The sequence below is a fragment of the Methylobacterium planeticum genome, from assembly GCF_008806345.1.
GTDB lineage: Bacteria > Pseudomonadota > Alphaproteobacteria > Rhizobiales > Beijerinckiaceae > Methylobacterium > Methylobacterium planeticum.
The window spans coordinates 1-21,234 of record NZ_VZZJ01000025.1; the positions used below are offsets into that span (position 1 = coordinate 1).

Annotated in this window: 18 protein-coding genes; 12 read left to right on the top strand and 6 right to left on the bottom strand. The window is 70.7% G+C overall.

The genetic code is table 11. From position 1 onward, the window contains the following. The coding region (locus F6X51_RS21660) for a DNA translocase FtsK (RefSeq protein WP_150965761.1) at nt 1–2,153 on the bottom strand (2,153 nt) is incomplete at its 3' end. Nucleotides 2,154–2,329: 176 nt separating this feature from the next. On the opposite strand from F6X51_RS21660, the gene mtnA reads away from it, so the two are divergent. Then, nucleotides 2,330–3,427: an S-methyl-5-thioribose-1-phosphate isomerase gene (gene mtnA, locus F6X51_RS21665; RefSeq protein WP_150965762.1), complete on the top strand. Its 1,098-nt coding sequence runs from the start codon at nt 2,330–2,332 to the stop codon at nt 3,425–3,427. Nucleotides 3,428–3,482: 55 nt separating this feature from the next. On the opposite strand, the gene F6X51_RS21670 is transcribed toward mtnA, so the two are convergent. The 4 genes from F6X51_RS21670 to F6X51_RS21685 form a co-directional block, all read right to left on the bottom strand. Further along, on the bottom strand, nt 3,483–4,472 hold the full coding sequence (locus F6X51_RS21670; protein WP_150965763.1) for a MaoC family dehydratase: 990 nt from the start codon (nt 4,470–4,472) through the stop codon (nt 3,483–3,485). A 7-nt stretch (nt 4,473–4,479) separates the two neighbouring features. Beyond that, nucleotides 4,480–5,577: a redox-regulated ATPase YchF gene (ychF, locus tag F6X51_RS21675; protein ID WP_150965764.1), complete on the bottom strand. Its 1,098-nt coding sequence runs from the start codon at nt 5,575–5,577 to the stop codon at nt 4,480–4,482. Nucleotides 5,578–5,820: 243 nt separating this feature from the next. Then, the gene (pth, locus tag F6X51_RS21680; protein WP_150965765.1) at nt 5,821–6,429 is read right to left on the bottom strand and encodes an aminoacyl-tRNA hydrolase; all 609 of its coding nucleotides are present in this window, start codon (nt 6,427–6,429) and stop codon (nt 5,821–5,823) included. Nucleotides 6,430–6,566: 137 nt separating this feature from the next. Further along, nucleotides 6,567–7,253 carry a 50S ribosomal protein L25/general stress protein Ctc gene (locus F6X51_RS21685; protein WP_150965766.1) on the bottom strand — a complete coding sequence of 229 codons (687 nt, stop codon included), beginning with the start codon at nt 7,251–7,253 and terminating at the stop codon, nt 6,567–6,569. Between the two features lie 360 nt (nt 7,254–7,613). On the opposite strand from F6X51_RS21685, the gene F6X51_RS21690 reads away from it, so the two are divergent. Together F6X51_RS21690 and F6X51_RS21695 are read left to right on the top strand one after the other, a co-directional pair. Continuing rightward, nucleotides 7,614–9,635: a methyl-accepting chemotaxis protein gene (locus F6X51_RS21690; RefSeq protein WP_322098533.1), complete on the top strand. Its 2,022-nt coding sequence runs from the start codon at nt 7,614–7,616 to the stop codon at nt 9,633–9,635. Between the two features lie 218 nt (nt 9,636–9,853). Next, on the top strand, nt 9,854–11,356 hold the full coding sequence (locus F6X51_RS21695) for a phosphomannomutase/phosphoglucomutase (RefSeq protein WP_150965767.1): 1,503 nt from the start codon (nt 9,854–9,856) through the stop codon (nt 11,354–11,356). 34 nt (nt 11,357–11,390) lie between these two features. On the opposite strand, the gene F6X51_RS21700 is transcribed toward F6X51_RS21695, so the two are convergent. Continuing rightward, nucleotides 11,391–11,879 (bottom strand): pilus assembly protein N-terminal domain-containing protein, encoded by a 489-nt coding sequence (locus tag F6X51_RS21700; protein WP_150965768.1) that lies wholly within the window; start codon nt 11,877–11,879, stop codon nt 11,391–11,393. 353 nt (nt 11,880–12,232) lie between these two features. Here F6X51_RS21700 and F6X51_RS21705 point away from each other — a divergent pair, with 353 nt between their 5' ends. From F6X51_RS21705 to F6X51_RS21745, 9 genes are all read left to right on the top strand, one after another. Then, nucleotides 12,233–12,397, top strand: coding sequence for a Flp family type IVb pilin (locus F6X51_RS21705; RefSeq protein WP_150965769.1), 165 nt, complete (start codon nt 12,233–12,235; stop codon nt 12,395–12,397). 242 nt (nt 12,398–12,639) lie between these two features. Next, complete coding sequence (locus tag F6X51_RS21710; RefSeq protein WP_150965770.1) at nt 12,640–13,146, top strand: A24 family peptidase; 507 nt, start codon at nt 12,640–12,642, stop codon at nt 13,144–13,146. A gap of 137 nt (nt 13,147–13,283) precedes the next feature. Then, nucleotides 13,284–14,087, top strand: coding sequence for a Flp pilus assembly protein CpaB (gene cpaB / locus F6X51_RS21715; protein ID WP_150965771.1), 804 nt, complete (start codon nt 13,284–13,286; stop codon nt 14,085–14,087). A gap of 38 nt (nt 14,088–14,125) precedes the next feature. Beyond that, nucleotides 14,126–15,634, top strand: coding sequence for a type II and III secretion system protein family protein (locus F6X51_RS21720; protein ID WP_150965772.1), 1,509 nt, complete (start codon nt 14,126–14,128; stop codon nt 15,632–15,634). A gap of 95 nt (nt 15,635–15,729) precedes the next feature. Then, entirely contained in the window at nt 15,730–16,467 is a 738-nt protein-coding gene (locus F6X51_RS21725) for a CpaD family pilus assembly protein (RefSeq protein WP_150965773.1), read from the top strand. Nucleotides 16,468–16,524: 57 nt separating this feature from the next. After that, a complete protein-coding gene (locus F6X51_RS21730) occupies nt 16,525–17,769 on the top strand; it encodes an AAA family ATPase (protein ID WP_150965774.1) in 1,245 nt (414 codons plus the stop codon). 46 nt (nt 17,770–17,815) lie between these two features. Further along, the gene (locus F6X51_RS21735) at nt 17,816–19,267 is read left to right on the top strand and encodes a CpaF family protein (protein ID WP_150965775.1); all 1,452 of its coding nucleotides are present in this window, start codon (nt 17,816–17,818) and stop codon (nt 19,265–19,267) included. Further along, nucleotides 19,267–20,238 carry a type II secretion system F family protein gene (locus tag F6X51_RS21740; protein WP_150965776.1) on the top strand — a complete coding sequence of 324 codons (972 nt, stop codon included), beginning with the start codon at nt 19,267–19,269 and terminating at the stop codon, nt 20,236–20,238. The genes F6X51_RS21735 and F6X51_RS21740 overlap by 1 nt, the downstream gene beginning before the upstream one ends. A gap of 43 nt (nt 20,239–20,281) precedes the next feature. Further along, complete coding sequence (locus F6X51_RS21745; RefSeq protein WP_150965777.1) at nt 20,282–21,232, top strand: type II secretion system F family protein; 951 nt, start codon at nt 20,282–20,284, stop codon at nt 21,230–21,232. The last annotated feature ends 2 nt before the right edge of the window (nt 21,233–21,234 follow it).

Here is a 21,234-nt window from a genome sequence, read left to right on the forward strand (position 1 = left end):
TTGGCCTTGATCGTGCCGGTGATCACGTCCACCGACGGGCGCTGCGTGGCCATGATCAGGTGGATGCCTGCCGCCCGCGCCATCTGGGCCAGACGCTGGATCGCCCCCTCGATCTCCTTGCCCGCCACCATCATCAGGTCGGCCATCTCGTCGACCACGATCACGATGTAGGGCAGCGCCGACAGGTCCATCTCCTCGTTCTCGTAGACCGCCTCGCCGGTCTCGCGGTCGAAGCCGGTCTGCACGGTGCGGGTCAGGATCTCGCCGCGCGCGCGCGCCTCCTCGAGGCGGGCATTGAACCCGTCGATGTTGCGCACGCCGACCTTGGACATCTTCTTGTAGCGCTCCTCCATCTCTCGCACCGCCCATTTGAGGGCGATCACCGCCTTCTTGGGGTCGGTCACGACGGGGGAGAGCAGGTGCGGGATGCCGTCGTAGACGGACAATTCCAGCATCTTCGGGTCGACCATGATCAGCCGGCACTCCTCCGGGCGCATCCGGTAGAGCAGGCTCAGGATCATGGTGTTGATGGCCACCGACTTGCCGGAGCCGGTGGTGCCGGCCACCAGCAGGTGCGGCATGCGGGCGAGGTCCGCGATGATCGGCTCGCCGCCGATGTTCTTGCCGAGGCAGAGCGCGAGGCGATGCTTCGTCTCGACGAAGTCGACGGATGCCAGCAGCTCGCGCAGATACACGGTCTCGCGCCTGGCATTCGGCAGCTCGATGCCGATCGCGTTGCGGCCGGGCACGACCGCGACGCGGGCCGAGACGGCGGACATCGAGCGGGCGATGTCGTCGGCGAGGGAGATGACGCGGCTCGACTTGGTGCCGGGGGCGGGCTCGAGCTCGTAGAGGGTGACGACGGGGCCGGGACGCACCGCCAGGATGTCGCCGCGCACGCCGAAATCGCTCAGGGTCGCCTCGAGCAGCGTGGCGTTCTGCTCCAGGGCGTCGGCCGAGACGAGGCTCGCGGTCGAGGGGCCGCGCGGCTCGGCGAGGAGGTCGAGGGCGGGGTGCTCGTAATCCTCGGGATCCTGCACCGGGGGCGGCGGGGCGCGGCGCACCGGCATCGGCGGCGGCACGGGCGCGGAGACGCGCGAGCGCGGCGCCTCGACGGGAGCCTCGTCGGCGACGAAGCCGGGACCGTCGTCCCGATCGTCGCCCTCGTCGTCGTGCAGGACCGGCGCGGGCGCGGGCCGGCGCGGCCGGGGCGCGTCCCCGGCATCGGGGCCGTCGAAGACGGGCTCGCGGCGGGCGTCCGGGGTCGATGGAAGATGCGTGGCCCAGGGCACGTCGTCGGCCTCGAAGGCGCGCCGGGCCGCGATGGCCGGCGAGGCGCCCGCGTAGGCGAGGCCGCCCGCGGCCTCCGCGCGGTTCGCCCGCCAGGACTCGACCCGGGCGCCGAGCGCGGCGCGGCCGTTCATCACCGCCTGCGCCACGGCGCCGAGGGAGACGACGCCGAGGCCCGGCTCGTCCGCATCGTGGCGCCCGTCGTAGCGGGCATCGACCCGGCCCGGCAGAGCGCGGCGCGCCGGCTCGCGGGGCGACATGTAGGGCGCGTCGTCCTCCTCGCCGTCGTCGAGGCCGACGCCGACCCGGCAGGCGCCGGTCAGGCTGAGGATCGCGATCCCGGCGAAGACGAAGCCGACGAGCGCCGCCGCCGGGCCCGAGATGGCGCCCACGATGGTGCGCGCGGCCGACATCAGCGCATCGCCCGCGACGCCCCCGAGGCCCGTCGGCAGGGGCCAGCGGGCGGTCGGCGGTAGGGCGCTCGCCACCGCGCTCGCGGCGCAGAAGCCGATGATCCAGAGGGCGATCCGCATGCCGCCGCGCGGCAGGTCGCGGGCACGCATCAGGCGGATGCCCCAGAGGGCCGGCGGCAGCGCGAAGGCGAGGGAGCCGAGGCCGAGGAGCTGCATGGCAAGGTCGGACACCACCGCGCCCGGCGCACCGAGGACGTTGTGGGCGCCGTGGTCGGTGGCGTGGTTCAGGCTCGGGTCATCGATCGACCAGGTGGCCAGGGCCACCGTCAGGGCGACGGCGCCCGCGAACAGCAGGAGCCCGCCGAGCTCCGTCAGGCGCCGCGCCAGGAACGGCCGCAGCGTGTCGACGAAGGTGTCGTAGGGCGATGCGGAGCGGCGAAGCGAGCGCATGCGGGACCGGACGCGAAAGGGGACAGCGAGCCCCAGGCTACGGCTATTCCGTTAACGGCCATTTAAGGTTGAAGAACCCTCACCGCGTGCGGGGTCAAGGACTTAACGCGACCGGGCGTCCGGACCAGGCCTCCGGGTGGTGCAAATCCATCCGGGATATGCGAAATCCTCGGGCCATGAAGATCGACGCAACCCCCTATCGCACCATCTGGCCCGCCGCCGACGGCATCAGCGTCGCGGTGATCGACCAGACCCGCCTCCCCTTCGCCTTCGAGCTGCGCCGCCTCGCCACCCTGGCGGAGGCCGCCGAGGCGATCCGCACCATGATCGTGCGCGGCGCGCCGCTGATCGGCGTCACCGCCGCCTACGGCCTCGCCCTCGCGATGCGGGAGGACGCCAGCAATGCCGGCCTCGATCGCGCGGTCGAGACCCTCGCGGCCACGCGGCCCACCGCGATCAACCTGCGCTGGGCCCTCGACCGGGTGGCGGCGAACCTGCGGCAGGTGCAGAACCGCGAGCGCTTCGCCCAGGCCTTCGCGGAGGCCGGCCGCATCGCCGAGGAGGACGTCGCGAGCTGCCGCGCCATCGGCGAGCATGGCGGGCGCATCCTGGCCGACCTGGCCCGCGACAAGGGCCGCCCGATCCACGTGCTCACCCATTGCAATGCCGGCTGGCTCGCCACCGTCGATTGGGGCACGGCGCTTGCGCCGATCTACGTGGCCCACAATGCCGGCGTGCCGGTCCACGTCTTCGTGGACGAGACCCGGCCCCGCAACCAGGGCGCGGCGCTCACCGCCTTCGAGCTCAACGCCCACGGCGTGCCCCACACGGTCATCGCGGACAATGCGGGCGGCCACCTGATGCAGCACGGCCGCGTCGATGTCTGCATCGTCGGCTCGGACCGGACCACGGCGTCGGGCGACGTCTGCAACAAGATCGGCACCTACCTGAAGGCGCTCGCCGCCCACGACAACGGCGTGCCCTTCTACGCCGCCCTGCCGTTCTCGACGATCGACTGGACCCTCGACGACGGGGTCGCCGAGATCCCGATCGAGGAGCGGGACGGGCGCGAGGTCAGCCACCTCACCGGCCGCCTGCCCGATGGCGGCGTCGCCACGATCGAGGTGGTGTCCCCCGGCAGCCCCGTGGCGAACCCCGCCTTCGACGTGACGCCCTCGCGCCTCGTGACCGGCATCATCACCGAGCGCGGCGTCGCCGCCCCGAGCCGCGAGGGCCTGCTCGCCCTCTACCCGGAGCGCCGCAGGGCCGCGTGAGCGATCGGGCCCCGCCAGTTCCGCCAGGCGCGCGCGCTCCTCGAGGGACTGCCCCTCAGGGGGCCCATTGCCAGAACACCGAGCCCGTGAAGGCGAAGACGGGCTCGCCGCGCTGGTTGGTGCCGGTGTTGCGGCTCGTGGCGAGGCCCCAGCCGGGCCGGGAGCCGGAGGCGCGCTTGTCGGTCAGCGTGCTGGCGTACCGGATGGTGTCGCCGGCATAGACCGGCGCGAGCCAGCGCATGTCGCGGAAGCCCGGCGAGGAGCCGAGCATCGGCACCGGGCCGGAGCGCGCCGTGAGGGCGGCGTCCCGCGCGCGCGTCGTGATCACGCGAGTCATCCAGATCGCGGCCGTGTGCCAGCCCGAGGCGCAGAGGCCGCCGAAATGACTGCGGCGCGCCGCCTCCGGATCGAGGTGGAATTCCTGCGGGTCATAGGCGCGGGCGAAGGCCGTGATCGCCTCCGCGGTGAACAGGTGCGGCCCAAGGTCCCGCGTGGCACCGATCTCGGCCTGCTCGAGGAACGGCAGGATCTCGGCATCCGTCGGCTCGGCGACGGGGGCGCCCTCGGCGAGGTCCACCGCCCGCGGCGGCAGCGGCGCGGCCCCGCGCCGCGGCAGCATCACCGTGAAGGTCTGACTCATCGCGGTCTCGTCGCGCTGGTTCAGGACGGCGAGGGCGAAGCGCACGAAGCCGCGGTCGGGCTTCGAGGTGGAGCCGCGGCAATCCTCGACCGTGACGACGAGGCGGATCGCGTCGCCGGGGAGGACGGGCTTGAGCCAGCGCAGTTCCGTGATCCCGGGCGAGCCCATCGAGGAGCCGCCGCGGAACACGCTCCGCTGCAGAAGCCGCATCCCGAGGGCGGCCGTGTGCCAGCCCGAGGCGATGAGGGTGCCCACGAAGGTCTCCTTCGCGGCGACCTCGTCGGTGTGGAAGGGCTGCGCGTCGAACTCCCGCGCGAAGGTCACGATGGCCTCGCGGGTGAGCGTGAGCCGCGGGCTCTCGATCACCTGGCCCCTGGCGAAGTCCTCGAAGCAGACGATCGTCATCGCGCCCTCAATTCGCGAAGCGGAAATGCAGCACGTCGCCGTCCTGCACGAGGTACTCCTTGCCCTCGAGCCGCAGCTTGCCGGCATCCCGCGCGCCGGCCTCGCCCTTGAGGCTCGTATAGTCCGCGAAGGCGATGGTCTCGGCCCGGATGAAGCCCTTCTCGAAATCCGTGTGGATCACCCCGGCGGCGGCGGGGGCGCGGGTGCCCTTGGTGATCGTCCAGGCGCGCGCCTCCTTGGGGCCGACCGTGAAGTAGGTGATCAGGCCGAGCAGCTCGTAGCCCGCCCGGATCACCCGGTTGAGGCCGGGCTCCGCGAGGCCGACCGCCTCCAGGAACTCGGCCTGGTCGCCCTGCGGCATCACCGCGATCTCGCTCTCGATCTTGGCCGAGACCACCACCGCGACGGCGCCCTCCTCCTTGGCGCGGCCCATCACGGCGTCCGAATGGGCGTTGCCCTTGTCGGCATCGCCCTCGTCGACGTTGCAGACGTAGAGCACGGGCTTGGCCGTCATCAGGCCGAGCTGCTGGAACAGGCGCTCCTCCTCGGGCTTGCGAGCGACGAGGCGGGCGGGCTTGCCCTCGCGCAGCAGCGGCAGCGCCCGGTTGACGAGGTCGAGGACCTCGCGCGCCTCCTTGTCGGCGCCCCTGGCCTTCTTCTCCAGCGCCACCACGCGCTTCTCGAGGCTGTCGAGGTCGGCGAGCATCAGCTCGGTCTCGATCGTCTCGATATCGGCGATGGGGTCGACCTTGCCCTCGACATGGGTGACGTCGCCGTCCTCGAAGCAGCGCACCACGTGCGCGATCGCGTCGACCTCGCGGATATTGGCCAGGAACTGGTTGCCGAGCCCCTCGCCCTTCGAGGCGCCGCGCACCAGGCCGGCGATGTCCACGAAGGTGAGCCGCGTCGGGATGATCTCCTTCGATGCCGCGATGCGCGCGAGGTCGTCGAGGCGCGGGTCCGGCACCGCCACCTCGCCGACATTCGGCTCGATGGTGCAGAACGGGTAGTTCGCCGCCTGCGCCGCCGCCGTCTGCGTCAGCGCGTTGAAGAGGGTCGACTTGCCGACATTCGGCAGGCCGACGATGCCGCATTTGAAGCCCATGGGATCAGTTCCGCTGAAGCAGGTCGTCCGGGGAGGCCCGGAAGGGGTGGATGAGGGCGAGGCTCCGGACCGGCGGGTCCCCGGGGCGGTCTCCTCGGTGGGAATCGGCCGGCCGACGCGCCGACGGACCGTCTCGGGGCGGCGGGGGCACGGACAGGACGGCGCGCCGATCGGGGGCGCCGTCCGGGACGTCGACACGGATCTCCCCGACCCGCGCCGATATCGGGGTCCGGCGATTCGGTGTCAATTCCGCGCCCCGAGGCTCTTCACCTCGTCCCAGCCCCGGCCCGCCATGGCGAGGTGGACCTTGTTCTGGAACCCGGCATCCTCGGCCTTCGCCAGGAGTTCGGCGTGGTCGGCCAGAGCCCGGCAGAGATCCTCGACCCAGGGCTCCTCCTGCTTGCCGAAATCGTTGAGCACGTAGGCGTGGACCAGGGCCTTGTCGCCCGGATGCCCGATGCCGAGGCGCACGCGCCGGTAATCGTTGCCGCATTGGGCCGTGATCGAGCGCAGGCCGTTATGGCCGGCATTGCCGCCCCCGAGCTTCACCCGGAGCTTGGCGGGCGCGAGGTCGAGCTCGTCGTGGAGCACGATCACGTCGGGGAGCGGGATCTTGTAGAAGCGCTGCGCCTCCGCGACCGAGCGGCCGGACTCGTTCATGAAGGTCTGGGGCTTGAGCAGGATCGCGCGCTCGGAGCCGATCAGAACCTCGGCGGCCTCGCCCTGGAACCGGCGCCGGAAGGGGCCCGCCCGATGCACGCGGGCGATCTCGTCGATGGCGAGGAAGCCGATATTGTGTCGGTTCCGCGCGTAGCGCGAACCGGGATTTCCAAGGCCGACGAACAGGCGCATCGCTTGGTTGCTCTAGGCGGCGGCTGCGCCGGGCGCGCGGCCCGGGCATCGCCCCGCTGGCTGCTGAAACGCGGATGCCCCGGCCTTGCGGCCGGGGCATCCGTACGGGAACGCGGGAGCGGGCAAACGCCCTGCCCTCACTCCTCGGTCTTGGTCTCGCCGGCCTCTTCGGCCACGTCCTCGGCCTTCTCCTCGGCGGCTTCGGCCGATTGCGCGGCGGCGATCGCGGCCTCCTCGGCCTCGACCTCGGCACCGAGCACCGTCGGCGGCACGATGTTGGCCACCGTGTCGGTCGCCTCGCCCGTATAGGTCACGCCGGCGGGCAGCTTGACCTCGGAGACGTGGATCGCGTCGCCGATCTCGCGGCCCGTGAGATCGATCTCGATCGCATCGGGGATCTGGTCGGGGGCGACGTCGAGGGCGAGCGTGTGGAGCACGATGTTGAGCGTGCCGCCCTTCTGCTTGATGCCGGGCGCCGCCTCCTCGTGCAGGAAGTGCACCGGAACCTCGACGGTGACCGTCTGCCCGGCCACGACGCGCAGGAAGTCGACATGCAGGGGCGTGCCGTTCACCGGGTCGAGCTGGAAGTCGCGCGGGATGACGCGGGTCTTGCGGCCGCCGGCATCGACCTCGAACACGGTGGTCTTGAAACCGCCGGCGTAGATCAGGGTGCGGGTGCGGATGAGGTCGATGGCGATGGCCTGCGGGGCCTGGCCGCCGCCGTAGATGACGGCGGGAATCTGGCCCTGGCGACGAACGGCCCGGGCGGCCCCCTTGCCGACCCGGTCGCGTGCCACGGCCTCAAGCGGCTTTACGGCGCTCATGGCGTGATCCTTATTCAGTCTGAGTGATGCGGGAAACGCCGAAGGCCGCCCGAAACGGACGGCCTCGAACCGATCCCCACGCGCCCGTGCCTCCAAGGGTGTCTGGCGGGCGCGGAGGCTCCATACCCGTTCGGACGCGCGGATGCAAACGGCGCCCGGAGCGCGGCGGGACTGCGAGTTCAAGTTGTTTCGAGGAAAAATACAACTAAAAATAGAATATACTGCCGCGAATACTTGCGCACATTTGAGGATTTCAGTCTACATTAACTTATTTCTAAGACAATCGGGATCATAGCGGTTGTGTTGCGGTGGGATCTGTGGGGAGGCCCCCGCGTCCTTGCACCTGCGGGAGCCTGGGTCATGATGAGGACGGGAATTCAGACGCGGTTATACGGCGGCTTCGCGGCGCTCGTCGTGCTGGCCGGGACGCTCGGGGTGCTGAGCTACGGCCAGGTCGGCGGCCTCGTCGGTCAGTACGGGGAGCGCATCCGAATCGAATCGAATGCCCGCGACCTCGTGACGATCAATCGCTTTGCCGAGCGTCTCTCGAGCCATGCCGAGGAGTACCGGACGGCGCAGAAGCCGGAGCTGCTGCCCGCGATGACCGAGGAGATCGGCCAGATCGTGTCGATCAGCGCCATGCTGAGTACCGTCACCAGATCGGAGGAGCGCCGGGCCCTCTACACGACGATCGGCCGGACCGCCGACGCGATCAAGGCGGAGCTCGGCCGCTTCGGGACGCTCGGCGAGAGCATCCGCGAGACCCGCGCCAAGCTCTTCACCGGCGGCGACGCGCTCACCAAGGCGACGAACACCCTGGTGGCGGAGGTGCAGGGCGCCGCGTCGGACCATGACGGGGCCCGCGCGGACGACCTGACCCAGCGGGCCGGCGCGGTGGAGAGCGCCGTCCTCCTCGTGCGGGTCGCCAACTGGCGCTTCCTCGCCACCCACGATCCGAAGGGGCCGGCGACCTTCGCGGCCCAGGTGACCAAGGCCGAGGCAGTCCTCGCGGCCTTCGCGCAGGGCGACGGCAAGGGCCGCTTCGCCAAGTCCCTCGGCCTCGTCCGCGAATCGCTCGCAGCCTACCGAGACAGCTTCCTGGTGACCGCGAACGCCATGACGTCGAGCCTCGACCTGTTCCAGTCGAGCTTCGTGCCGAAGCTCCGGGCGATCGCCGAGGCCGGCACCCAGGCGCAGGTCTCGATCGAGCGCTCGGTCGCGGAGATCCAGGCCGAGACGGATGGCAGCGTCGCCTCGTCCCGCCTCGCCCTCATCGGCCTCAGCACCCTCGTCCTCGGCCTCGGCGTCCTGGCGGCGGCGCTCATCGCCCGCAGCATCATCCGGCCGATCCGGGGCATGACCGCGGCCATGACCCGGCTCGCCGAGGGCGATCTCGCGGTGGAGATCCCCTCGCGCGACGCCGTCGACGAGATCGGCGCGATGGCGCTGGCGGTGGACGTCTTCCGCCAGAACGCCCTGGCCCGGGCCGAGATGGAGGCCCGCCAGCTCGCCGACCAATCGGCCCGCGAGCGCCGCGTCGCTCGGGTCGACGCGCTGATCTGCGGCTTCGAGGGGACGGTCACCGAGTCCCTCCGGATCGTCACGGACGCCGCCAACGAGCTCGACACCACCGCCCACGACATGACGGGCGTCGCCCAGGACACCAACCGGCGGGCCCTCGCCTCGAGCGCCGCGGCGGAGCAGACCTCGTCGAACGTGCAGACCGTGGCCTCAGCCACGGAGGAGATGGTCGCCTCCCTCTGCGAGATCGAGCGCAACGTGTCGCGGTCGAACGAGGTCGCGGGCGCGGCGCTCCGCGAGGCGGAGGCCACCAGCTGCTCGATGGAGCGGCTGAACCAGGCGGCCGGGGAGATCGGCACCGCCGTGACGATGATCTCCGCCATCGCGGCCCAGACGAACCTGCTGGCGCTCAACGCCACCATCGAGGCGGCGCGGGCCGGTGAGGCCGGCCGCGGCTTCGCGGTCGTCGCCACCGAGGTGAAGGAACTGGCGAACCAGACCAGCCGCGCGACGGGCGAGATCGCGGCGAAGATCGGAGCGATGCAATCGGCTTCCGAGAGCGCCGCCGCGGCGATCCTCCAGATCGGCCGGACCATCGTGTCGGTGAACGAGATCTCGGGCGTGATCGCCGCCACGGTGGTCGAGCAGACCGCGACCACCAACGAGATCGCCCGCAACGTCTCCGAGGCCGCCCGCGGGACCCAGGACGTCTCGCACAACATCGCGCAGGTCTCGGCCTCCGCCGGCGAGACCGGCGCCGCCGCGAGCCAGGTGCTGCGCGCGGCGCGCGAGCTCTCGGTGCAGTCGCTCTCGGTGAAGGAGCAGGTCGACGGCTTCCTGGCCGAGATCCGCGCCGCCTGAATTGCCGCCCCGAGAGGGCGGCGGCGGGCCGGTCCGCCCGGCTGCCCCTCGAGACGGGGCGGTCCTCGCCTCGCAGGACCCTCCGGGACGTCCGGTCCCGGACCGGGTCCCGGCGCGATCGGGCGCCGAACTTTTCCTCCGGCGGCCCATCGGCTAAGCCCGCGATGGGCCGGGGCGATCGGCGTCCTGCCCGCCGCTCGCAAACCGAAGGACCCGCGATGTTTCCCAAGCCGCACGCTTCGCTGACGCCGAACACCTTCGCGTTCGAGGAGCTGCCGCTGGTCAAGCCTACGGGCTTCCGCGAGTACGACGCCCGCTGGCTGTTCCCGCAGGAGATCAACCTGATGGGGGTGCAGGCGCTGGGCCTCGGCATCGCCACCCTGGTGCACGAGATCGGGGTGCGGCCCGACCTCGTCACGGGTCACGATTTCCGCGCCTATTCCTCCTCGATCAAGCTTGCGCTGATCGCCGGCATGATGGCGGGCGGCCTGCGCGTGAAGGATGTCGGGCTGGCGCTCTCGCCGATGGCCTATTTCGGCCAGTTCGCCCTCGATTGTCCCTGCGTCGCCATGGTCACGGCCTCGCACAACGACAACGGCTGGACCGGGGTGAAGATGGGCGCGAACCGCCCGATGACCTTCGGCCCCGAGGAGATGGGCCGCCTGCGCGAGATCGTGCTCGGCGGCACCTACCAGTACCGGGACGGCGGCAATTACGAGTTCGTCGAGGGCTTCGCCCAGACCTACCTCGCCGACCTGAAGGCGCGCGCCAAGCCCGTCACCCGCAAGCTCAAGGTCGTGGCCGCCTGCGGCAACGGCACCGCCGGCGCCTTCGCGCCGAAGCTCCTCGAGAGCCTCGGGGTCGAGGTGATCCCCCTCGACGTGTCGCCCGACTACACCTTCCCGCGCTACAACCCGAACCCCGAGGACATGGAGATGCTCCATGCCATCGCCGCCGCGGTGAAGGAGACCGGCGCCGATGTGGGGCTCGGCTTCGACGGGGACGGCGACCGCTGCGGCGTGGTCGACAACGAGGGCGAGGAGATCTTCGCCGACAAGATCGGGGTCATGCTGGCGCGCGACCTCGGCAAGCTGCATCCCGGATCGACCTTCGTGGTCGACGTGAAGTCGACCGGCCTCTACCACACCGACCCGGAGCTGCAGGCGCAGGCGATCAAGACCGATTACTGGAAGACCGGCCATTCCTACATCAAGCGCCGCGTCAACGAGCTCGGGGCGCTGGCGGGCTTCGAGAAGTCCGGGCACTTCTTCTTCAACGAGCCGATCGGGCGCGGCTACGACGACGGGCTGCTCACCGCGATCGCGGTGATCGAGATGCTGGACCGCAACCCGGACCGCTCGATGGCCGACCTCTACCGGGCGCTCCCCAAGACCTGGGGCTCCCCGACCATGTCGCCCCATTGCGCCGACGAGGTGAAGTACGGCGTGGTGGAGACGGTCACGGAGCGCTTCCGGGCCATGCGGGAGGCGGGCGAGCCGGTGGCGGGGGCCCCGATCACCGACCTCGTCACGGTCAACGGCGTCCGCATCTCGACCGCGGACGGCACCTGGGGGCTGGTCAGGGCCTCGTCGAACAAGCCCGAGCTCGTCGTGGTGATCGAGAGCCCGGTCTCGGAGGAGCGCCTGCACGCGATGTTCAAGGCGGTGGACGGCGTGCTGCGCGAGAACCCGGAAGTCGGCGCCTACAACCAGACCATCTAGGCGGCCGGCAACCCGGCCCTCCGGGGTCCCGCGCTCAGCGCTCGGGACCGGCGGAGCCGCCGATGGCGAGCTTGCGGCGCGAATCGGCCTGGTTGCTGACCTCGCCGAAATACTTCGAGGCGTCGCCGAGCTGGGCCGAGGGCTGGCAGTTCGGCGTGCAGGAATAAGATTCCCGGTCGAGGCCGCGCTGGACCGTGATCACCGCGGCCTGGGGCGCCTCGACCCGGATCATCGATTCGGCCAGCATCGTGCCGCCGCCGTCGAGGGCGATGAGGTTCGTGGAGCCGAAGCTCTTGCCCGTGAGGACGAGGACGCCGTTCTTCTGCAGGGTGACGTCGGCGATCATCGGGTTGCCGACGATCACCGTCTGGGTGCGCTCGGGCAGCCGCATCACCTTGGCGTTGTCGACCAGCACCGTCACGATGGCGGTTTCGGGCTGGGCCTGGGCTCCGCTTGTGCCGGCAAGGCCGAGGCTGGCGGCGAGGACGGCCGCGGTGAGCGAGAGACGGGGCGTGCGGCGCATCGGGCGGTGACTCGGACGCTTGAGGGCGCCCCCGCGGACGCCGCCTCAGCGGGTCCGCGCTCCGGGACGGGGGCGCGCCGCTTCGCGCCACGCCTGTCCGGTCAATAGACCCCGGATTGGTGAAGGAACCGCTAAATCGATCGGGCTAAAGCAGATCCGCCCGCCTTCGCCGTGCTTCGTATCCGCTCTTACCCTTCCTTCACCACGATTCGATCCCGAGGCGGGGGATGGGATTTCCGGAATGGATTTAACGCAATGGCAAGGCGGATCGGGTCAATGTCCGGTGGGTCGCCGATCGAACCAACAGATCTTCGACGGCCACTGCTCAAGTCGTCAGATCAAGGATCACCACCATGAAGAGCGTGTTCAAGCGTTTCGCCTCCGACGAGTCCGGCGCCACTGCCATCGAGTACGGCCTGATCGCCGCCCTGATCGCCGTGGTGGTCATCACCACCCTGACGACCCTCGGGTCCCGACTGAACACGAAGTTCGCCGCGATCTCGACCGGACTGCAGTAATCAGATCGTGATCCCTGTGCGAGGCGCTGGATGCGACAGGATCCTGCGCCTCGCACATGACCGTCTCGATGACCGCCCTCGTCCCGGGCGCGGCCGCGAGCCCGCGAGCGCGGACCTGACCGAGGCGCGCGCTTGATGCGGGCCGGCAATGCGCCGCAGGCGGAACCGATCGCCGGGGAGATGCGCCCCGGGAACCGCTCACGGGGCGGCTCCTTTCCGATCACGACATCTGGCAGGACGTCATGGCTCCCCTCGGTCTCCTGATCGTCTTCCCCTTCCTGATGGCCTACGCGGCGGCCAACGACCTGCTGACGATGCTGATCCCCAACCGGATCACCCTCGCGCTGACGGCGGGTTTCGCCGCGCTCGCCGCCACCGGCATCCTCAGCCCCGTCGAGATCGGCCTGCATCTCGGCGCCGGCGCCCTCGTCCTCGCGATCACCTTCGCGCTGTTCGCCTGCGGCATCATCGGCGGCGGGGACGCCAAGCTCGCGGCCGCCACCGCCCTCTGGCTCGGCTTCGACCATCTCCTCGACTACGCGGTCGTGTCGGCGATGCTCGGCGGCGGCCTGACCCTGGCGCTCCTCGCCGCGCGCTCCCATCCCCTGCCCTTCGCGATGGCGCGCCTGCCCTTCGCGCTGCACCTCCACGACCGGAAGACCGGCGTTCCCTACGGGATCGCGCTCGCCGCCGGCGCCCTGATCGTGCTGCCCGACACCCTCCTGTGGGCGCGGGCGCTCACTGCCTGAGGCACGTAGAGGTTGTATCGTTGCTGGCCGATCGCGTGCGGCGCGGCGGTCATCTCTTCTTAACCGTAATTTGACGAATTTCCCGCAAGTCTGACCGGACAGACGGCGCTCGTGCCGTCGCCTTTCCCGGCCCGACGATGAAACCAGCGCGTCTTGCCGTCCTCGCCATCGCCCTCGTCGCGGGCGGCGGGGCCGCGTTCCTGATGAGCGGGGATGACCCGCCGCCCGCGCCCGTCGTCAAGGCGGAGCCGCCTCCGCCGCCCGTGCCGGTCACCGAGGTGCTGGTCGCCGCCGCCGAACTGCCCATGGGGCAGACGCTGCAGGCCGCGGACCTGCGCTGGCAGAAATGGCCCGCGGACGCGGTCAGCGCCGGCTACATCACCCGAACTACCGCACCGAAGGGGATCGAGGAGACGACCGGATCCGTGATCCGCGCCGCGTTCCTCCCCGGCGAGCCGATCCGGGTGCAGAAGCTCGCCCGGGCCGGCTCCGGCTTCATGTCCTCGATCCTGCCGTCGGGGCAGCGCGCCGTCGCCATCGTCACCGACAGCCGCGGAACCAACTCGGCGGGCGGCTTCATCCTCCCCAACGACCACGTGGACGTGATCCGGACCTACCGCGACGAGGACGCGTCCCGCACCTCGGGCACCGACGTCCAGGTCTCGCAGACCATCCTGCGCGACGTGCGGGTGCTGGCCGTCGGCCAGCTCATCCAGGAGAAGAACGGCGCCAACGTCGTCACGGGCGAGACGGCGACGCTCGCCCTCAGCTCCGCCCAGGCCGAGACGATCACCCTGGCCCAGAAGGTCGGCGCCCTCTCCCTCGCCCTGCGCAGCCTCGCGGATTCCGGCAAGGAACCCCAGGCGGAGGAGACCGCGCGACCGGCCGATGCCGGCCTCACCATCGTGCGCTTCGGCGTCTCCAAGCAGCAGACGCGGTGATGCGCCCCCACCCAGCCGGCCCCCAAAAGGCTCCCGCGATGATTCAGATCCAGCGTCATGCCGCGGCGGCTCTCGCCCTGACGGCCGCCGTCTCCGGCGCCTTCCTGGCCGCCGCGCCGAGCGCGCTCGCCGCCCCGGCGCGGCGCGGCGGCGACCCGGCGCTCGCGGCCGCGCCCGTGCTCACCGTCGGCCCGGCCGAGGCTTCCGCCTCGCGCAAGCTCGAGCTGACGGCCGGCCGTTCGGTCATCGTCGACCTGCCGACGGACGCCAAGGAGGTCTTCGTCGCCAACCCGAAGGTGGCCAACGCGGTGGTGCGCTCCACCCGCAAGGTCTTCGTCATCGGCATGGAGAACGGCACCACGTCGATCTTCATCCTCGACGCGTCGGGCAACCAGATCGCCGCCCTCGACGTCACGGTCGCCCGCGACCTCAACCTCAACATCCTGCGCCAGACCCTGCTGCAGACCATCCCGAACGGCCGCTTCGACATCCGCTCGAACGGCGATTCGGTGCTCCTCTCGGGAACCGTGAACTCCGCCTCGGAAGCGGCCCAGGCCGTGGACATCGCCAACGCCTTCGTGGGCCTGACCGGCGCGGGCGGCACGACCCGCGGCACCGTGATCAACAACCTGACGATCCGCGACAAGGACCAGGTGATGCTGCGCGTCACCGTCGTGGAGGTGGCCCGCACGGTGCTCAAGCAGTTCGGAGTCAATCTCAGCGGCAGCTGGTCGAACCTGAATCTCGTCAACACCGCCCCCCTTTCCCTCTCCGGCGGCCAGTTCCCGAGCGGCAACCTGATCTCCGGAACCGTGACCGGGAGCGGCGGCGCCAGCCTGACCGCGACCCTGCGGGCCTTCGAGCAGGCCGGCGTGTCGCGCGTGCTCGCCGAGCCGACCCTGACGGCGATCTCGGGGGAATCGGCGAAGTTCACGGCCGGCGGCGAGATCCCGGTTCCGTCGAGCCAGAGCTGCTCGCAGGCCTCCGGCGCGGCCCAGCCCGTCTGCGTCGTCGGCATCTCGTTCAAGTCCTACGGCGTCAGCCTCAACTTCACCCCGGTCGTCCTGGCCGAGAACCGGATCTCGGTCCGGGTCGGCACCGAGGTCAGCGAGATCGACCCGCAGAACGCCTTCAACTTCGTCGGCGGCGGCGGCCAGAGCACCTCCGTCCCGGGCCTGACCGTGCGCCGCTCCGAGACCACGGTAGAACTCGCCTCCGGCGCCACCATGATGACGGCGGGGCTGATCCAGCAGAAGAGCAAGGCGGCCATCAGCGGCCTGCCCGGTCTCCTCAACCTGCCGATCCTCGGTGCCCTGTTCCGCTCGCGCGACTACCAGCGCCAGGAGACGGAGCTGATGATCATGGTCACCCCCTACATCGCCAAGGCGATGGAGGCGCGACAGGTCACCCGGCCCGACGACGGCTTCGTCGACGCGCAGGACGGGCAGGCCGTCCTGCTCGGCCGCATCAACCGCATCTACGGCATTGCCGGCACCGCCCCCCTCGGCTCCGCCTATCGCGGCAAGGTCGGCTTCATCACCGATTAGGGCCGGGCGCCGGAGGGCCCCCGAGAGCCCATCGGCGCCCCGCTGCTCCCCAACGGCCGCTGCCCAGCAAGATCCGCCACAGGACGCCCCGAACGATGACCCTGTCCGCCTCCCCCCGTGCGCCGCTGGCGCTCGCCGCCGTGTCGGTGCTGGCCGCCCTGCTGGGGGCCTGCAACACCAGCCGGGTCGCCACCACCGGCTCGATCGCGCCGGTCGATTACCGGGCGCGCCACCCGATCGTGCTGCAGGACGGCACCCGCAGCCTCGACGTGTTCGCGACCGGCCGCGGCCATCTCGACCCGCGCCAGGCCGCCGACCTCGACGCCTTCCTGCTCGAGTTCCGCCGCTACGGCCGGGGCGTCCTCGTGGTCGACCTGCCGCGCGGGGTCTCGCCGGCGGTGGGCGCCGCCGTCGAGCGCACCGCCGTCGCGATCCGCCGCATGGGCGCGGACAGCGGCGTCTCGGCCCGCGACATGATCCTGACCGGCTACGCGGTGGCCAATCCCGCGCTCGCCGCGCCGATCCGGCTCAGCTTCCAGCGGATGGAGGCGAAGGTGACGAGCCAGTGCGGGCTCTGGCCGCGCGACCTCGGCGTCAGCGACCCGGCCTACACCCTCAGCAACGAGCCCGCCTGGAACCTCGGCTGCTCGACGCAGGCGAACGTCGCCGCCCAGGTCGCCGACCCGGTCGACCTCCTCCGCGGCCGCCCCGAGGGGCGCATCGACACGGTGCGGCGCACCCAGGACATCGGCAAGCTGCGGGAAGGCAAGGATCCGTCAACCTCATGGCGGCAGGATGGACAGACGAACGTCAAGAGCCAGGTCGGCGGCTGAGCCGTTCGAAACCCTCGCCACCGCCGATTCCACAGGCCTAGAGCCGGAAAGCCCGCCATGTCGGACCACCCCGAGACGCCAGAGCGCATCATCGCCCCGGTGCCGCGGATCACGATCCAGGCGTTCTGCGAGACCGCGGACACGGCCGGGACGATCGAGGTCGCCGGCCAGGACCGGCGGATGCAGAAGACCCACATCAAGGTGCAGATGGGCGGTGCCCCCGCGGCGGTGGAGGCCTACCGCCACGCCCCGACGCCGAACGTGATCATCATCGAGACGCAGGGCGCCAAGGCCAAGCCCCTCGAGTGCCTCGATGCCCTCGCGGAGGTCTGCGACCCCGGCACCAAGGTGATCGTGATCGGCCACGTCAACGACGTGGCGCTCTATCGCCAGTTCATCCAGCGCGGCGTCAGCGACTACCTGATGGCGCCGGTCGATTCGCTCGGCCTCATCGTGGCGATCTCGGACCTGTTCACCGCGCCCGGCGTCAAGCCGGTCGGGCGCACCGTCGCGGTGTTCGGCGCCAAGGGCGGCATCGGCGCCTCGACGGTGGCGCACAACCTCGCCTGGTCGATCGCCCGCGGCCAGGGCACCTCCACGGTGATCGCCGATCTCGACATCGCCCACGGCACCGCGAGCCTGAACTTCAACCAGGACCCGCCCCAGGGCATCGCCGAGGCGGTCTTCGCCCCCGAGCGCCTCGACGCGGCCCTCGTCGAGCGCCTGCTCTCGAAATGCAGCGAGAACCTGTCCCTCCTCTCGGCGCCGGCGAGCCTCGACCGCACCATCGACCTCTCCGAATCCGCCTTCGACGGCCTGATCGACCACCTGCGCGCCGCGGTCCCCTGCATCGTCCTCGACATGCCGCACCAATGGTCGGCCTGGACGAAGCGCGTCCTCGTGGCCGCCGACGAGATCGTGATCGTGGCGGGGCCCGACCTCGCGTCGCTGCGCAATGCCAAGAACCTGTTCTCGGCGCTCCAGGCGAGCCGGCCGAACGACCAGCGCCCCCGCATCGTCCTCAACGGCGTCGGCATGCCCAAGCGTCCGGAGATCGGCGCGGCGGAATTCGCCAAGGCCCTCGAGGCGCCGCTCTTCGCCAGCATCCCGTTCGAGCCCGCCCTGTTCGGGGCGGCGGCGAATAACGGCCAGATGATCGCCGAGCTGCAGCCCGGCGCGAAATCCGCCGAGATCTTCGGCGGCCTCGCGGCCGCCCTGCTCGGCCGGGCCGAGATCCGCAAGGGTCGCGCCAGCCTGCTGGAGCCCTGGCTCGCCAAGCTGGCGCGCCGGAAGGCCTCCTGAGGCATGCCGCTGACCGCCCCCGCCCGCAGAGCCGAGGATGAGCCCCATGTTCGGTAGACGGCACGGCGCGTCGGCCGCCTCCGCCCCCTCGCCGCTCCCGGCCCCCGCGCCGGCGGCGCAGGCGAAAGCCGCTCCGGTCCTGATGCAGGAGAGCGCCGCCCCGCGGCGGATCGAGCCCGTAGCGATCGCCCAGGAGACCCAGCGCTCCGAGGATTACTACCGCACGAAGAGCATGATCTTCGGGGCCCTGATCGAGGCCATCGACCTCGCGCAGCTCGCCCGCCTCGACGGCGACACCGCGCGCGAGGAGATCCGCGACATCGTCTCGGAGATCATCGGCCTCAAGAACATCGTCCTGTCGATCGCCGAGCAGGAGGAACTCCTCGACGACATCTGCAACGACGTCCTCGGCTACGGCCCCCTCGAGCCCCTCCTCGCCCGCGACGACATCGCGGACGTGATGGTGAACGGCGCCAACCGCGCCTTCATCGAGGTGAACGGCAAGATCCAGCTCACCAATGTGCGGTTCCGCGACAACCAGCAATTGATGAACATCTGCCAGCGCATCGTCAGCCAGGTCGGCCGGCGGGTGGACGAGGCCTCGCCGATCTGCGACGCGCGCCTGCCCGACGGCTCCCGCGTCAACGTGATCGCGCCGCCGCTCGCCATCGACGGCCCGGCGCTGACGATCCGCAAGTTCAAGAAGGACAAGCTCACCCTCGACCAGCTCGTGCGCTTCGGCGCGATCTCGCCGGAAGGCGCCGAGATCCTCAAGATCATCGGCAAGGTCCGCTGCAACGTGGTGATCTCGGGCGGCACGGGCTCGGGCAAGACCACCCTGCTGAACTGCCTCACGGCCTTCATCGAGCACGACGAGCGCATCATCACCTGCGAGGACGCGGCGGAGCTGCAACTGCAGCAGCCCCACGTGGTCCGCCTGGAGACGCGGCCGCCCAACATGGAGGGCCAGGGCCAGGTCACCATGCGCGACCTCGTCAAGAACTGCCTGCGCATGCGGCCCGAGCGCATCATCGTCGGCGAGGTGCGCGGCCCGGAGGCCTTCGACCTGCTCCAGGCCATGAACACGGGCCACGACGGCTCGATGGGCACGCTGCACGCGAACTCCCCGCGCGAGTGCCTGTCGCGGATCGAATCGATGATCACGATGGGCGGCTTCACGCTGCCCTCGAAGACGCTGCGCGAGATGATCTGCGGCTCGATCGACGTCATCATCCAGGCGACGCGCCTGCGCGACGGCTCGCGCCGCATCACCCACGTCACCGAGGTGCTCGGGATGGAGGGCGACGTCATCACCACGCAGGACCTGCTGCTCTACGACGTGCTCGGCGAGGACGCGCACGGCAAGCTCATCGGGCGCCACCGCTCGACGGGGGTGGGCCGCCCGCGGTTCTGGGAGCGCGCCCGCTACTACGGCGAGGAAAACGCCCTCGCGGCCGCCCTCGACGCTGCGGCCGTCCTCACCGGGGCCGAGGCCTGATGGGCGCCCTCAACGTTCCGCTCGCCGCCGGCCTCGCGGCCGTGGCCGCGGGCGCCGTGGCCTACGCGGTCCTGCTGCCGCTGCTCTCGGGCGAGCGCCGGGCCGCCCAGCGCCTCAAGGCGGTGAGCGCCTCGGTCTCGGCCTCCGCCGCCCGCGGCGTCACGGTGAACCGGCGCGAGCAGGTGGCCAAGACCCTCAACGAGATCGAGGCCAAGGCCAAGGGCAAGAAGGTCTCCCTCGACCTGAAGATCACCCGCGCGGGCCTGAACTGGTCGACGCGGACCTACTACGCGGTCTCGGCACTCCTCGGCGCGGCCCTGGGATTCGTGATCTTCGCGCTCACCGAGAACCCGGTGGCCGGCGTCGGCGCGCTGTTCTCGGGCGGGATCGGCCTGCCGCTCTACCTCCTCGGCCGGCTGCGCAAGCGCCGCATCGCCAAGTTCATCAAGGAGCTGCCGAACGCCGTCGACGTCATCGTGCGCGGCATCCGCTCCGGCATCCCGGTGGGCGATTGCTTCCGCATCGTCTCGCGCGAGGCCGAGGAGCCGGTGCGCAGCGAGTTCAGGAACGTGGTCGAGGCCCAGGCGCTGGGCCTCTCCCTCAACGAGGCGGTCGGGCGCCTGTTCGAGCGGGTGCCGGTGCCGGAGGTGAACTTCTTCGTCATCGTCATCAACATCCAGGCGCAGTCGGGCGGCAACCTGTCGGAGGCGCTCGGCAACCTGTCGCGGATCCTGCGCGAGCGCCGGAAGATGGCCGGCAAGGTCCAGGCGATGAGCATGGAGGCGAAGGCCTCGGGCGGCATCATCGCGGCCCTCCCCTTCGTGGTGACGGCGATCACCTACCTGTCGAGCCCCGACTACATCTCGCTGCTCTGGACCACCGACATCGGCAGGATGGCGCTGGCCGGCTCCGCGATCTGGATGATGATCGGGGTCTTCACCATGAAGAAGATGATCAACTTCGACATCTGACGGCCGAGGCGGACGGCGGAATTCGGGAGCCTGGTGCGGAACGATGATCGAGAAGCTGATAGATCCCCGCTTCCTCGGCGTGGCGCTCACGGGCGTCGCGGTGGCGGCGACGGCCTTCGCGGTGCTGCAGCCACTGATGGAGCCGGACCGCCTCGCCCAGCGGATGAAGCTCGTCAGCGACGAGCGCGAGGCGATGCGCCGGCGCGAGCGCGACCGCCTCGCCAAGAAAGTGAGCCTGCGCGTCGAGCCCAAGGCCTACATGAAGCGGGTCGTCGAGCAGTTCGACCTCACCCGCTGGCTCGGCACCGAGGCCGCCAAGCAGCAGCTGATGATGGCGGGCTACCGCGGCGCCGGCGCCGAGACCGGCTTCCTGTTCTTCCGCCTGATCATGCCGGTGGCGCTGACCGTCGGCGCCGTGTTCTACCTCTTCGTGCTCGAGGTCCTCGACCAGTCGGTGATGATCCGCCTCGGCCTCGTGATCCTGGCGACCTATCTCGGCATCAAGGCGCCCGAGCTCTACCTCATCAACAAGTCGAAGAAGCGCCAGGCCGAGGTGCGCCTCGCCTGGCCCGACGCCCTCGACCTGACCCTGATCTGCGTCGAATCCGGGATGGCCGTCGAGAACGCCTTCCGGCGGGTCTCCACCGAGGTCGCGGCGCAATCCGTGGTGCTCGCCGAGGAGCTCGCCCTGATGACGGCGGAGCTGTCCTACCTGCCCGACCGCCGGTCGGCCTACGAGAACCTCGCTAACCGGATCGGGCTCGATTCCGTGAAGGCCGTGACGACGGCGCTGATCCAGGCGGAGCGCTACGGCACGCCGGTGGGCTCCGCCCTGCGGGTGCTGTCGCAGGAGAGCCGCGACCAGCGCATGAACGAGGCCGAGAAGAAGGCCGCGGCCCTGCCCCCGAAGCTCACCGTCCCGATGATCCTGTTCTTCCTGCCGGTGCTGTTCGTCGCGATCCTGACCCCGGCCATCATCCAGATCGCCCGCTGAGA